The organism is Pseudomonas fluorescens, from assembly GCF_003732425.1.
Taxonomy (GTDB): Bacteria; Pseudomonadota; Gammaproteobacteria; order Pseudomonadales; family Pseudomonadaceae; genus Aquipseudomonas; species Aquipseudomonas fluorescens_BE.
Genome location: NZ_MOBX01000016.1, coordinates 68,087 through 81,498, shown reverse-complemented (window position 1 = coordinate 81,498; position 13,412 = coordinate 68,087). Strand labels below are relative to the sequence as shown.

General features: G+C 60.3%; 11 protein-coding genes. 5 read left to right on the top strand and 6 right to left on the bottom strand.

Annotated elements, in window-relative coordinates:
* Positions 1-97: 97 nt before the first annotated feature.
* The 3 genes from BK670_RS25975 (at position 98) to BK670_RS25965 (ending at position 5,310) form a co-directional block, all read left to right on the top strand.
* Positions 98-1,387: a GGDEF domain-containing protein gene (locus BK670_RS25975; protein ID WP_016983164.1), complete on the top strand. Its 1,290-nt coding sequence runs from the start codon at positions 98-100 to the stop codon at positions 1,385-1,387.
* A gap of 90 nt (positions 1,388-1,477) precedes the next feature.
* Complete coding sequence (locus BK670_RS25970; RefSeq protein WP_123454071.1) at positions 1,478-3,274, top strand: acyl-CoA dehydrogenase C-terminal domain-containing protein; 1,797 nt, start codon at positions 1,478-1,480, stop codon at positions 3,272-3,274.
* A gap of 257 nt (positions 3,275-3,531) precedes the next feature.
* Positions 3,532-5,310 (top strand): acyl-CoA dehydrogenase C-terminal domain-containing protein, encoded by a 1,779-nt coding sequence (locus tag BK670_RS25965; RefSeq protein ID WP_123454069.1) that lies wholly within the window; start codon positions 3,532-3,534, stop codon positions 5,308-5,310.
* A 227-nt stretch (positions 5,311-5,537) separates the two neighbouring features.
* Here the strand turns inward: BK670_RS25965 and BK670_RS25960 are convergent, their stop codons facing one another.
* Positions 5,538-6,452: a LysR family transcriptional regulator gene (locus tag BK670_RS25960; RefSeq protein ID WP_123454067.1), complete on the bottom strand. Its 915-nt coding sequence runs from the start codon at positions 6,450-6,452 to the stop codon at positions 5,538-5,540.
* Positions 6,453-6,621: 169 nt separating this feature from the next.
* On the opposite strand from BK670_RS25960, the gene BK670_RS25955 reads away from it, so the two are divergent.
* Together BK670_RS25955 and BK670_RS25950 are read left to right on the top strand one after the other, a co-directional pair.
* The gene (locus tag BK670_RS25955; RefSeq protein WP_123454064.1) at positions 6,622-7,905 is read left to right on the top strand and encodes an aspartate aminotransferase family protein; all 1,284 of its coding nucleotides are present in this window, start codon (positions 6,622-6,624) and stop codon (positions 7,903-7,905) included.
* Positions 7,906-8,101: 196 nt separating this feature from the next.
* Positions 8,102-8,260 carry a YqaE/Pmp3 family membrane protein gene (locus tag BK670_RS25950; protein ID WP_003228885.1) on the top strand — a complete coding sequence of 53 codons (159 nt, stop codon included), beginning with the start codon at positions 8,102-8,104 and terminating at the stop codon, positions 8,258-8,260.
* A 117-nt stretch (positions 8,261-8,377) separates the two neighbouring features.
* Here BK670_RS25950 and BK670_RS25945 read toward each other — a convergent pair whose 3' ends face one another.
* The 5 genes from BK670_RS25945 to pqqB form a co-directional block, all read right to left on the bottom strand.
* Entirely contained in the window at positions 8,378-10,189 is a 1,812-nt protein-coding gene (locus BK670_RS25945) for an alpha/beta hydrolase family protein (RefSeq protein ID WP_123454062.1), read from the bottom strand.
* Positions 10,155-11,294, bottom strand: a complete 1,140-nt coding sequence (gene pqqE, locus BK670_RS25940) for a pyrroloquinoline quinone biosynthesis protein PqqE (RefSeq protein WP_404942494.1) — start codon at positions 11,292-11,294, stop codon at positions 10,155-10,157. The genes BK670_RS25945 and pqqE overlap by 35 nt, the downstream gene beginning before the upstream one ends.
* On the bottom strand, positions 11,287-11,562 hold the full coding sequence (gene pqqD, locus BK670_RS25935; protein WP_123454058.1) for a pyrroloquinoline quinone biosynthesis peptide chaperone PqqD: 276 nt from the start codon (positions 11,560-11,562) through the stop codon (positions 11,287-11,289). The genes pqqE and pqqD overlap by 8 nt, the downstream gene beginning before the upstream one ends.
* Positions 11,559-12,311, bottom strand: a complete 753-nt coding sequence (gene pqqC, locus BK670_RS25930) for a pyrroloquinoline-quinone synthase PqqC (RefSeq protein ID WP_003228879.1) — start codon at positions 12,309-12,311, stop codon at positions 11,559-11,561. Before pqqC ends, pqqD begins: the two co-directional genes overlap by 4 nt.
* 150 nt (positions 12,312-12,461) lie before the next feature.
* Entirely contained in the window at positions 12,462-13,373 is a 912-nt protein-coding gene (gene pqqB / locus BK670_RS25925; RefSeq protein WP_103520389.1) for a pyrroloquinoline quinone biosynthesis protein PqqB, read from the bottom strand.
* Positions 13,374-13,412: the final 39 nt, after the last annotated feature.

Here is a 13,412-nt window from a genome sequence, read left to right as displayed (position 1 = left end):
GAGACTGCGTGTGATCTGGATCACATTGTGTGTGCTTAACTGCACGCATTGCAGGCACAATGCCATCTTTTTGCCATGACGGGTCGGAGCTTTACCCTTGCCGCGTTCTTCCGCTGTACGTTTCAGTCATTTCCTGCCATCACTGCTGTTGTTACTTGCGGGGTTGGCGGCTGCGTACGTCAAAGACCTCAGTGTGTTCTTCACTTCGCTGTTCAACGTATTGCCCACGCTGGTCCTGCTATTGGGCGGCGCGTATTGCGCGGTTTACCGCCGTCAGCGCGAACTGTTTCTGATGCTCACGGTGTACATCGCCTACTTTCTGCTCGACACCCAGACCGATTATTACCGCGACAACGGCAAGGTCCGCGAAGACGCTGCGGTGGTCTTCCACCTCGTCTGTTTGCTGCTGCCGTTGCTGTTCGGCCTGTTCGCCGCGTGGCAGGAGCGCACGCATCTGTTTCAGGACATGGTCGCGCGCTTCGCCGTGTTGCTGGCCTTTGGCAGTGTCGCGTTGGGCCTGGAGCAAAGTTATCCCCAGGCGCTGCTGATGTGGCTGTCGGAGATCCGCTGGCCGGCGCTGCACGGCGCGTGGATGAGTCTGATCCAGCTCTCGTATCCAGTGTTTATCTCGGCGTTCCTGCTGCTGGCCTGGCAGTACTGGCGCAATCCGCGTCCGCTGCATGCGGCGCAATTGGTTGGCCTGCTCGGCGTGTTCTGGATGCTGCCGAAAACCTTCATCCTGCCGTTTACCCTGAACATCATGTGCAGTCAGGTGATGTTGATGATCGCTGCCGCGGTTGCGCACGAAGCTTATCAAATGGCCTTCCGCGATGAACTCACCGGTCTGCCGGGCCGTCGCGCGCTCAATGAACGCATGCAACGCCTCGGTCGCAACTATGTGTTGGCGATGAGCGACGTCGATCACTTCAAGAAATTCAACGACACCCATGGCCACGATGTCGGTGACCAGGTGTTGCGTCTGGTCGCCAGCAAACTGTCGAAAATCAGCGGCGGTGGTAGGGCGTATCGCTATGGCGGTGAGGAATTCGCCCTGGTGTTCGCAGGCAAAACCCTTGAGGAGTGCATGCCGCACCTGGAGGTGATCCGCGAGTCGATTGCGTCCTACAGCATTCAACTGCGCAATCAGGAAAACCGTCCGCAGGATGATCAGCAAGGTCGCCAGCGCCGCGCCGGCTCCGGTGCCTCCAGCGTTTCCGTCACGGTGAGCATTGGCGTCGCCGAACGAGTGGAGCAGCGCAACCCGGAACAAGTGCTGAAATCCGCCGATGAGGCGCTGTACGCCGCTAAAGGCGCGGGGCGTAACTGCGTGATGGCGTACGGGCAGAACCGCCGCGGTGCGGTGCGCATGGACACCGCCGCAGGTTGAGTGATGACGGCGCATTCAGCGTCTGCACAATGATTGTGGGGTGTGGTGGCCGGCAGTAGGTTGGAGAAATCTGCTGACGGAGAAGCCACCATGCCTGAGTACAAAGCTCCCCTGCGCGACATGCGCTTTCTGATCGACCACGTCTTCGACTTCCACAGCAACTACGCCGCGCTCGGCGCGGACGACGCCAGCCCGGACATGATCAACGCGATCCTCGAAGAGGGCGCGAAGTTCTGCGAGAACGTGCTCGCGCCGCTCAATCGCAGCGGTGACGAAGAAGGCTGCCATTTCGACAACGGCGTGGTGACAACGCCTACAGGCTTCAAGCAAGCCTTCGCACAATACGTGGAAGGCGGCTGGCACGGTCTGGCGGCCGATCCGACCTATGGCGGCCAAGGCCTGCCGAGTTCGCTGGGGCTGGTGATCAGCGAGATGGTCGGCTCCAGCAACACGTCTTGGGGCATGTACCCGGGCCTGACCCACGGCGCGATGTCGGCGATCCATGCCCATGGCAGCGCCGAGCAGAAAGACACCTACCTGAGCAAGCTCACCGCCGGCCAGTGGACCGGCACCATGTGCCTGACCGAAGCCCATTGCGGCACTGACCTGGGCATCATCAAGACCCGCGCTGTGCCCCAGGCTGACGGCAGTTATGCGGTCACCGGCAGCAAGATTTTCATCTCTGCCGGCGAGCACGACATGAGCGACAACATCATCCATCTGGTGTTGGCCAAGCTGCCGGACGCGCCGGCCGGGACCAAAGGGATTTCGCTGTTTATCGTGCCGAAGTTCTTGCCGGACGCTGCAGGTGAGGCGGGCGAACGCAACGGCGTGTCCTGCGGTTCGATCGAACACAAAATGGGCATCAAGGCCTCGGCCACTTGCGTGCTCAATTTCGACGGCGCCAAGGGCTACCTGATCGGCGAGCCGAACAAGGGCCTGAACTGCATGTTCACCATGATGAACCACGCGCGGCTCGGCACTGGTATGCAAGGTTTATGTCTGGGCGAAGCAAGCTTCCAGGGCGCAATCAAATACGCCAACGATCGCTTGCAGATGCGCTCGCTGACCGGCGCCAAAGCCCCGGATAAACCTGCCGACCCGATCATCGTCCACCCGGACGTGCGGCGCATGCTGCTGACCATGAAAGCTTTCAACGAAGGCAACCGCGCGCTGACCTACTTCACCGCGCAGTTGCTCGATGTCGCGCATCTGAGCAGCGATGCCGAGGCGCGTCAGGAGGCCGAAGACCTGTTGGCGTTCCTCACGCCGATCTGCAAGGCGTTCATGACCGACACCGGCCTGGAAGTGACCAACCACGGCATGCAAGTGTTCGGTGGTCACGGCTTCATTCGTGAGTGGGGCATGGAGCAGTTGGTTCGCGACTGTCGGATTGCGCCGATTTACGAAGGCACCAACGGCATACAGGCGCTGGACCTGCTGGGGCGCAAGGTGCTGGGCAGTCAGGGCAAGTTGCTGCGCGGTTTCACCAAAATCGTCCACAAGTTCTGCGCGGCCAACGCCGAACACCCACAACTGGGCAGTTTCGTTGCACAGCTCAATGAGTTGAACCAGCAGTGGGGCGACCTGACCATGAAAGTCGGGATGGCGGCGATGAAGAACCCGGATGAAGTGGGCGCGGCATCGGTGGATTACCTGATGTACAGCGGTTACATCATCCTCGGCTATCTCTGGCTGCGCATGGCACTGGTGGCGCAGGCGCAACTGGAGGCTGGCGAGGGTGAGGCGGATTACCTGCGGGGTAAATTGGCGACGTGCGAGTTTTACTTCAAGCGCCTATTGCCGCGTACGGCAGCGCATCGGGCGGCGATTGAGGCGGGAAGTGATTGCTTGATGAAACTGCCGGCGCAGATGTTTGCCCTCTGACATTGTCCTCGTGGCGAGCGAGCTCGCTCGCGCTGGGCTGCGTAGCGGCCCCAATCGGTGAGTGCTGCGCACTCAAGCGGGAGCAAGCTCCCTCGCCACATATTTTCCTTGAGCCCAGGCAGGATATTTTTGGGTGACTAAAAATAACAAATCGGTCACCGGTTGACCCTATGTGTCGCAAAAGTTGTTGAGGTACACTCAGGCTCAACGAAAACACCATTCCACGAATCACCTGTTTAGATCTTGCGAGGTTTGCCATGGCTGACTACAAAGCGCCGCTGCGCGATATGCGCTTCGTCCTCAATGAAGTGTTCGAGGTCGCCAAACTCTGGGCCGAACTGCCGGCCCTGGCCGAGACTGTCGACGCCGAAACCGTTGAAGCCATTCTCGAAGAGGCCGGCAAGGTCACCAGCAAAAGCATCGCGCCGTTGAGCCGTGCCGCTGACGAAGAAGGCTGCCACTGGGCGGACGGTGCCGTCACCACTCCAGCCGGTTTCCCACAGGCCTATCAGACTTATGCCGAAGGCGGCTGGGTCGGTGTTGGCGGTGATCCGGCTTATGGCGGCATGGGCATGCCCAAAGCCGTGTCGGCCCAAGTCGAAGAAATGGTCAACTCCGCGAGCCTGTCGTTCGGTCTGTATCCGATGCTGACGGCCGGCGCCTGCCTGTCGATCAACGCCCACGCCAGCGAAGAGCTGAAAGCCGCGTACCTGCCGAACATGTACGCTGGCGTCTGGGCCGGTTCGATGTGCCTGACCGAGCCGCACGCCGGCACCGACCTGGGGATTATCCGTACCAAGGCCGAGCCTCAGGCCGACGGTTCCTACAAGGTCAGCGGCACCAAGATCTTCATCACCGGTGGCGAACACGACCTGACCGAAAACATCATTCACCTGGTGCTGGCCAAACTGCCGGACGCCCCGGCCGGTCCGAAAGGCATTTCGCTGTTCCTGGTGCCGAAGTTCATGGTCAATGCCGACGGCAGCCTGGGCGCGCGCAACCCGGCGAACTGCGGTTCGATCGAACACAAAATGGGCATCCAGGCGTCCGCGACCTGCGTAATGAACTTCGACGAAGCCGTGGGTTATCTGGTCGGCGAGCCGAACAAAGGCCTGGCCGCGATGTTCACCATGATGAACTACGAGCGTCTGGGCGTTGGCATCCAAGGCCTGGCCACTGGCGAGCGCTCCTACCAGAACGCCATCGAATACGCCCGCGACCGTCTGCAGAGCCGTTCGCCAACCGGCGCGCAGAACAAAGACAAAGTCGCTGACCCGATCATCGTCCACCCGGATGTGCGGCGCATGTTGCTGACCATGAAAGCCTCGAACGAAGGCGGGCGCGCGTTCTCCACTTACGTGGCGATGCAACTCGACACCGCCAAGTTCAGCGAAGACGCCACTACCCGCAAACGTGCGGAAGATCTGGTCGCGTTGCTGACGCCGGTGGCCAAGGCATTCCTCACCGATCTGGGGCTGGAAACCACCGTGCACGGCCAGCAAATTTTCGGCGGCCACGGCTACATCCGCGAGTGGGGCCAGGAGCAACTGGTGCGCGACGTGCGCATCACCCAGATCTACGAAGGCACCAACGGCATTCAGGCGCTGGACCTGGTCGGTCGCAAAATCGTCGGCAGCGGCGGGGCGTTCTACAAGCTGTTCGCTGACGAGATCCGCCATTTCACCGCGACGGCCAGCGCCGATCTGGGTGAATTCACCAAGCCGCTGAACGCCGCCGTCGACACCCTCGACGAACTGACCTCGTGGTTGCTGGACCGGGCAAAAAACAACCCGAACGAAATTGGCGCGGCCTCGGTCGAATATTTGCAAGCATTCGGATACACGGCGTATGCCTACATGTGGGCATTGATGGCCAAAGCTTCGCTGGGCAAAGAAGCGCAAGACGATTTCTATGCCAGCAAACTGGGCACCGCGCGCTTCTACTTCGCCCGTTTGCTGCCGCGTATTCACTCGTTGAGTGCGTCGGTGAAGGCCGGAAGCGAGTCACTGTTCCTGCTGGATGCGGCGCAATTCTGATGCGATGACGTCATGTAAGCATTGTCTTACATGACGTGCTGCTGTTCTCCCATATGCGTAGATTGGATCCACGGCTAATCTACATTTCATGGACGTCGCGCAGGAAGCGCAAAGCAACAACACGGACACGTAGGATTCTGCCAGGGTGGCGGAGTGAAATGGATGTCAGGGAAACAGTCTGCAAAGCCCCGCTTCGGCGGGGTTTTCTTTTGCCCGAAGAAAAGTGATCAGGCCAAGGGATCCAGCGCCGGTCTCACCTCACGCTCCATCACTTCTTCGAGCAGCGTCCGCAGTAACGCCAAAGACGCCTGCTGGCGTTGCACATCACGACACACCAGACCCACCTTTAGCGGCACCCGTGGTTCGCTCAGCGGTTTCCACAGCAGATCCTGATCGTCGTACTCCTTTTGCGAACGCCCCGGCAGCACCGTCGCCAGCTTGGTGTGCGGCAGGCTGTCGAGAATCCCCACCATGTTGTTCAGCTCGGCCTGCACTTGCGGGCGACGCCCGAGCGCGGTCAGTTGCGCCTGCCAGATCTGGCGGATCTGAAACTCTTCGCCCAACAGCAACATGGGCAATTCAGCCGCCTGGCGCATCGAAACTTTCTTGAATTCACGCAGCGGATGATCCGCCGGGATGACCAGCGTCAGCTCATCTTCGTAGAGCATCACGCCGTGCAGGCCGGGTTGGCGCGGCGGCAGGTAGCTGATGCCGATGTCCAAAGAACCGTTGAGCAATCGCCGTTCGATCTCAAGTCCAGTCAATTCATAGATCTGCACCACCAAATGTGGCTGTGCCTTGCGCACCCGCTCGAGCATTTGCGGGACGAGACTGGTGTGAACCGTTTGCAGCACGCCGATTGCCAGCGTGCGCAAGGCCTGGCCCTTGAAGTTGCCCAACGCCTCACGTGCCCGCTGCAGTCCGTCGAGCAACGGCAAGGCGTGGTTGTACAACGTGTGCGCGGCAAGGGTGGGCAGCAGGCGTTTGCTGCTGCGTTCGAACAGGGTGACGTCGAGGTTCTGCTCAAGTTGGCGGATCTGCTGCGACAGCGCCGGTTGCGAGATCGACAGGCGCTCAGCGGCGCGGCCGACATGGCCTTCTTCGTAGACCGCGACGAAATAACGCAGTTGTTTGAAATCCATAAGTAACGCTTATCGAAAATGCTGGGAAATCGAAATGGCCCGCAAGCCTTCATGAGCCTAGTCTAACCGCATTCACAAGGCTTACAGGGCCAGAAAGCGCGATGAATAGCGTTCGCTTCGACAGTGTTTGCATAGGCAGTTCAAAACACCTTAAACGCGGTGTTTTTCAATGAATCTGTTCAGTTTGCGGCGCCAGACGCCGAGTCTCGATGACCTCGCTTTTGAGGCTGATCCCTCTGATATCAACGAAAATCTTAGCTCCGAGCGCCTGATGCCCAGCGTCGAACGGCCGCAACAGGTGTTCGTGCGTGGTCAGGGTTCGTGGCTGTGGGACAGCAATGACCGCGCGTACCTCGATTTTTCCCAGGCCGGTGGCGCCAACAGTCTTGGCCACAGCCCATCAGCGCTGGTCAAAGCGATTGCCAGCCAGGCGCAGGCGCTGATCAATCCCGGCTTCAATCTGCACAATCGCGGCATGCTCAGCCTCGCTGAACGGCTGTGCGCCAGCACCTCCAGCGATCAGGCCTATCTGCTCAACAGCGGCAGCGAAGCCTGTGAAGCGGCGATCAAACTGGCGCGCAAATGGGGCCAACTGCATCGTGGCGGCGCTTCGCGAATCATTGTGGCGAAGCAAGGCTGTCATGGCCGCAGTCTGGCGACGATTTCTGCGTCGGACAGTTGCAATCTGCACAATCGTTTTGCGCCGTTGTTGCCGGGTTTCGATCTGGTGCCGTTCAATGACTTGCCGGCGCTCCACGCGACGGTCGATGCGCAAACCGTGGCGATCATGCTTGAGCCGATCCAGAGCGACGCCGGGGTGGTGCCGGCGACCGAGCATTACCTCAAAGGTGTTGAGCGGTTGTGCCGTGAATTGGGCATTTTGCTGATTCTGGACGAAGTACAAACCGGCATCGGCCGTTGTGGCACCTTGCTCGCCGAACAGTCTTACGGCGTACGCGCCGATATCGTCGTGCTCGGCAAAGGCCTGGGCGGCGGTGTGCCCTTGGCGGCGCTGCTGGCGCGGGGCAAGGCATGCTGTTTCGACGCTGGCGAACTCGGCGGCACTCATCACGGCAACGCACTGATGACCGCGGCGGGGCTGGTGGTGCTCGACAGCGTGCACGACCGCAGTTTCCTGCAGCAGGTCAACGACAACGGCCAGCATCTGCGCGAAGGACTGGCCCGATTGGCAAACCGCTACGACCACGGTGAATTGCGCGGCCAGGGCCTGTTCTACGGACTGACCCTGTCGGACGATTCCGCTGAGGCCGTGGTCCACGCCGCCCTGCACGAAGGTTTGTTGCTCTACGCCCCGCAAGCCAACTGTTTGCGCTTCACCCCTGCCCTCACCGTGAGCAAAACCAACATCGATGAAATGCTCCTGCGCCTGGGCCGCGCGTTCTCGCGAGTGCGCACCGCGCAACTGCAATGCCGCAAGGGGATTGCCGTCTGAGCTGAAGTTTTCCTGCCTGTTTCCAGAACCGTCTCGCGGTATAACGCACGCCCCACGCCTGATTCTTTTGGCGTGGGGCGTTTTTTTGTATGGGGTGGTGGCGATCAAATGGCAGTTGCACTGAACCCTGACGAACGGCGCGGGTCGATTAGCTTGTATGGCTCATGTGAGCCAACCCCCATTCAGGAGCTGACCCATGGACTTCATTCGCATCATCATCGCCATTCTGTTGCCGCCGCTGGGTGTGTTTCTGCAGGTCGGGTTTGGCGGGGCGTTCTGGTTGAACATTCTGCTGACGCTGTGCGGGTATATTCCGGGGATCGTGCATGCGGTGTATATCATCGCCAAGCGCTAGTTTCTGCAGCGCCACGTAGATAGCTTTCGCGAGCAGGCTCGCTCCCACATTTGATCGTGTTATCAACACAAAAAACCTGTGGGAGCTAGCCTGCTAGCGAATTGGGCGCCGCAGATTTCAGTCTGCGAGCCCCATCACCCGCCGATAGAATCCCCATTCCTTTTCCAGCGCATGCGCCTGATTGGCAGCGCGGCGGAAGCCGTGGCGTTCGTCGGGGTAGTAATGCGCTTCGACCGGGATGCCGTTCTGCGCCAGCGCCGTGACCATGTCGCGGGTCTGTTGCGGGACTACGACAGCGTCCAGTTCACCCTGAAAGAAAATCACCGGCACGCGGATGTTGCTCGCGTGCAGCAAAGGTGTGCGGGCAGCGTAGCGTTCGGCGTCTTGCTGGGGATCGCCGATCAACCAGTCCAGATAATCACCTTCAAATTTGTGCGTTGCCCGGCCGAGCGCCACTGGGTCGCTGACACCGTACAAACTCGCGCCAGCGCGGAAGACTTGCTTGAACGCCAGTGCACATAACGTTGTGTAACCGCCCGCGCTGCCGCCACGAATGAACGCGCGATCACCGTCGATCAAACCCCGTTCGGCAAGATAGCTCACCACGGCGCAAGCATCCTCGACATCCACCTCGCCCCAGCTCAGATGCAAGGCCTGCCGATAGTTGCGGCCATAACCGCTGCTGCCGCGATAGTTGAGATCGGCCACGGCAAAGCCGCGTTGCGTCCAGTATTGAATGCGCGGGTCGAGCATCGGGTAGCATGCCGATGTCGGGCCGCCGTGGATGAACACCACCAGCGGTGGTTTTGTCTCGGCGCTCATGGCCGGATAAAAGAACCCGTGCGCTTCGCCTGAACCGCTTGGATAACGCAGTGTTTGCGGACGGCTGATACGTTCTGCGGGCAAGGGCGCTACGCCACCGGCCAGTACATTCACTTTGCGCGTTGCCCGATCAATGGCGATGACCGCTGCAGGGCTGATCGGCGAGGCGGCAATGCAGTAGATAAATTGTGCATCCAAAGCGAGATGACGGAAGCGGCTGTAGTCGCCGGTGAAGTCTTCATCACCGAGGGTCAGGCGACCAAAACCGCCTTCGCTCCAACTGGCGATAAACGAATCGCCAACCGGTAACCAGGTGCAGCCGCCCAGTTGCCACGGCGCGGGTGCATGATCGGCCGGCGCAGCGGGCATGGGTTTCAAACCGTCGGCAGTCTCTATCCACGGTTGCCAGAATCCACCGCGATCGGTCAGGCAATACAGGCGACCTTCGGCATCGAAGCGCGGTTGTTGAATGGATTCTTCAAGCTCAGCACCGGCAATGCATCGCGGCGCATTAAAAGCGCCACCAGTTGAACGCTTGGCCACCATCAACCGGGTCGACGTCCACGGCTGATGCGGTCGGCTCCACTCGATCCACGCCAAGCGCTGGCCATCCGGGCTGAGGGTTGGCGCCGCATAAAAATCCGCGCCCTCAGCCAACAAATGCCGCACACCGTCAGCCAGATCAATCGCTATGAGTCGATGTTGATCCTGCTGTTCTTCCACCGCCAGAACCTGGCCGAAAGCAAAATGGAGATCGCCATAACGGCACTCTCCCGACGTCAGCGCCTCTGGCTCACCACTCAGCGCCTGGTGATACAACTGCTGATCCGCCTCAGCAACGAAAACCACCCCATCGGGCGTCAGACAAAAAGCACCACCGCCATATTCGTACACGCGACTGCGCACGCTGAAACCATCTGGTGTCAGACAATTCGCCACGCCATCACGCCAATGCCAGATCCGGCACGCGGCATCTTCCGGGCGGTATTCATTCCAGAACAGCCCGTTGGCATCGAGTTGCAGTTCGGCGAAATCCATGCCGGCAGCGACGGCTTGCGAGGCGCTGAAAGGCTCAGCCTTTGGCGATGAGGCGCGAGTTTCGTTCATTGCGGAAGGCCAGTTGTTCGATGGTTTGAGTGGCAGTCTCGGCTTCTTCGCGGGCCTTGAGAATCACGCCGTGATGTTCGGATTTGCTGCACACCGGGTCAGCATTGCTCGCATCGCCGGTGAGCATGAACGCCTGGCAGCGGCAGCCGCCGAAGTCTTTTTCTTTCTCGTCGCAGGAGCGGCACGGCTCGGGCATCCAGTCGTAACCGCGGAAGCGGTTGAAGCCGAACGAGTCATACCAGATGTGCTGCATGCTGTGATCGCGCACATTGGGAAATTGCACCGGCAGCTGTCGAGCGCCATGGCAGGGCAGGGCGGTGCCGTCCGGGGTGACGGTCAGAAAGATACTGCCCCAGCCGTTCATGCAGGCTTTCGGGCGTTCTTCGTAGTAATCCGGGGTGACGAAAATCAGCTTGCATGGATGCCCTTCGGCTTCCAGTTTGGCGCGGTATTCGTTGGTGATGCGTTCGGCGCGCACCAGTTGCTCTTTGGTTGGCAGCAGGCCGACACGGTTGAGCTGCGCCCAGCCGTAGAACTGGCAGGTGGCGAGTTCGACAAAGTCGGCCTCCAGCGCAATACACAGTTCGATAATGCGGTCGATCTTGTCGATGTTGTGCCGATGGGTGACGAAGTTCAGCACCATCGGATAGCCGTGGGCCTTTACTGCACGAGCCATTTCCAGTTTCTGCGCAAACGCCTTTTTCGAGCCAGCGAGCAGGTTGTTCACCTGTTCGTCGCTGGCCTGGAAACTGATCTGGATGTGATCCAGACCAGCCTTCTTGAAATCGCTGATCTTCTGCTCGGTCAGACCGATACCGGAGGTGATCAGGTTGGTATAAAAACCCAATTGCCGCGCTTCATGAATCAACTCGGCAAGGTCCTGACGCACCAGCGGCTCGCCCCCGGAAAAGCCCAGTTGCGCCGCACCCATCTCCCGCGCCTCGCGGAACACCTTGATCCACTGTTCGGTGCTCAGCTCTTTGCCCTGCTCGGCAAAATCCAGTGGATTGGAGCAGTACGGGCACTGCAGCGGGCAGCGGTAGGTCAGCTCGGCGAGCAGCCAAAGCGGCAGGCCGACCTCGGGCTTGGGCGGCAGATCAGTCAAGGGTGATCCAGTGCTGCGCACGGGCAACCTCCATGAATTGCTCGATGTCGTCACCGAGCTCGGGCACGCCGGGGAACTGCTCATCGAGTTTGGCGATGATTGCCGCGACATCGCGTTCACCGTCGATCAAACCGCCGATCAATGCGGCCGTTTCATTGAGCTTGATCATGCCTTCCGGGTACAGCAGCACGTGGCCTTTCTGTGCCGGTTCGTACTGGAAGCGGTAGCCGGGACGCCAGGTCGGGACTTTGCTGCGATCGAAACTCATAAGGTGATTCCTTTATGCCAGACCCGTTGTTCGGTGACGCTGTGATACGGCGGGCGGTTCAGTTCGTAGGCCATGCTCATGGCATCGAGCATGCTCCAAAGAATGTCCAGTTTGAACTGCAGAATTTCCAGCATGCGCTCCTGGCCTTCGCGGGTCTTGTAGTGCTCTAGCGTAATCGCCAGACCGTGCTCGACATCACGCCGCGCCTGACCGAGGCGGGTGCGGAAATATTCATAACCGGCCGGGTCGATCCACGGGTAATGCTGCGGCCAACTGTCGAGGCGCGACTGGTGGATCTGCGGCGCGAACAGTTCGGTCAGCGAGCTGCTGGCGGCTTCTTGCCAACTGGCGCGACGGGCGAAGTTGACGTATGCGTCGACAGCGAAACGCACGCCGGGCAGTACCAGCTCCTGGGAGCGCAGTTGATCCGGGTCGAGACCGACCGCTTGACCGAGGCGCAGCCAGGCTTCGATACCGCCATCCTCACCGGGTGCGCCGTCGTGGTCGAGCAAGCGCTGAATCCACTCGCGGCGGATTTCCCGGTCGGGGCAATTGGCGAGGATCGCTGCGTCTTTCAGGGGGATGTTCACCTGATAGTAGAAACGGTTGGCGACCCAGCCCTGAATCTGCTCGCGGGTGGCGCGGCCTTCGTACATCGCCACGTGGTAAGGGTGGTAGATGTGATAGTAGGCGCCCTTGGCGCGCAGGGCCGCTTCGAATTCGGTGGGGGACAACGGGGTGTCGGTCATTGCGGTTCTCCGGGGAACAACCGTTGGAATCTGTTGTGTCTGTTGGGGCCTCATCGCCAGCAGGCTGGCTCCCACAGGGATTTGTGAACGCCACAGACCCAATGTGGGAGCCAGCCTGCTGGCGATAGACCGCGCAGCGGGCTCAAAGGCTTACAGCACAATACTCATGCCATCGAACGCCACTTCAACATTACGCCGCGCCAGCTCCGCGCGCTCCGGCGAATCTTCGTCGAGAATCGGGTTGGTGTTGTTGATGTGGATAAGCACTTTGCGCTGCTCAGGCAACTGCTCCAGCACTTCGAGCATGCCGCCAGGCCCGTTTTGCGCCAGGTGGCCCATCTCGCGACCGGTGCGGGTGCCGACGCCACGGCGCTGCATTTCATCGTCATCCCACATCGTGCCGTCGACTAACAGGCAATCGCTGCCCGCCATGATCTCCAGCAACGGCGCATCGACCTTGCCCAGGCCCGGCGCGTAGAACAATTTTCCGCCGGTGTTCAGGTCTTCAACGATCAAACCGATGTTGTCGCCCGGGTGCGGGTCGAAGCGGTGCGGCGAGTACGGCGGCGCGGCGCTGCGTAATGGCAGCGGGGTGAAACGCAGGTTCGGGCACGCGGCCACGGTGAAGCTCTGGTCGAGTTCGATGCGGTTCCAGTTCAACCCGCCATTCCAGTGGGTGAGCATCTTGAACAGCGGGAAACCGGTGCTGAGGTCTTCGTGAACCATGTCCGTGCACCAGACCTGATGCGGGCAGCCTTCGCGCAGGCTGAGCAGGCCGGTGGTGTGGTCGATCTGGCTGTCCATCAGAATGATCGCGCTGATGCCGGTGTCACGCAGGGCGCGGCCCGGTTGCATCGGAGCGAAGCTTTGCAGCTGCGCGCGGATGTCTGGCGAGGCGTTGCACAGTACCCAGTTCACGCCGTCATCGGAAATCGCGATGGACGATTGGGTGCGGGCCTTGGCATTCAGGCTGCCGTCGCGAAAACCTGCGCAATTGACGCAGTTGCAGTTCCACTGCGGAAAACCGCCGCCAGCGGCCGAACCCAGAATCTGGACGAACATGAACACTCCATCATTTCAACGCGGAAAATAAAACGCCCC

Bases quoted from the DNA above. Each gene is read 5' to 3' on its own strand.
- BK670_RS25970 (WP_123454071.1), top strand. From the start codon at position 1,478: ATGCCTGAGTACAAAGCTCCCCTGCGCGACATGCGCTTTCTGATCGAC.
- BK670_RS25965 (WP_123454069.1), top strand. From the start codon at position 3,532: ATGGCTGACTACAAAGCGCCGCTGCGCGATATGCGCTTCGTCCTCAAT.
- BK670_RS25960 (WP_123454067.1), bottom strand. From the start codon at position 6,452: ATGGATTTCAAACAACTGCGTTATTTCGTCGCGGTCTACGAAGAAGGC.
- BK670_RS25955 (WP_123454064.1), top strand. From the start codon at position 6,622: ATGAATCTGTTCAGTTTGCGGCGCCAGACGCCGAGTCTCGATGACCTC.
- BK670_RS25950 (WP_003228885.1), top strand. From the start codon at position 8,102: ATGGACTTCATTCGCATCATCATCGCCATTCTGTTGCCGCCGCTGGGT.
- BK670_RS25945 (WP_123454062.1), bottom strand. From the start codon at position 10,189: ATGAACGAAACTCGCGCCTCATCGCCAAAGGCTGAGCCTTTCAGCGCC.
- pqqD (WP_123454058.1), bottom strand. From the start codon at position 11,562: ATGAGTTTCGATCGCAGCAAAGTCCCGACCTGGCGTCCCGGCTACCGC.
- pqqC (WP_003228879.1), bottom strand. From the start codon at position 12,311: ATGACCGACACCCCGTTGTCCCCCACCGAATTCGAAGCGGCCCTGCGC.
- pqqB (WP_103520389.1), bottom strand. From the start codon at position 13,373: ATGTTCGTCCAGATTCTGGGTTCGGCCGCTGGCGGCGGTTTTCCGCAG.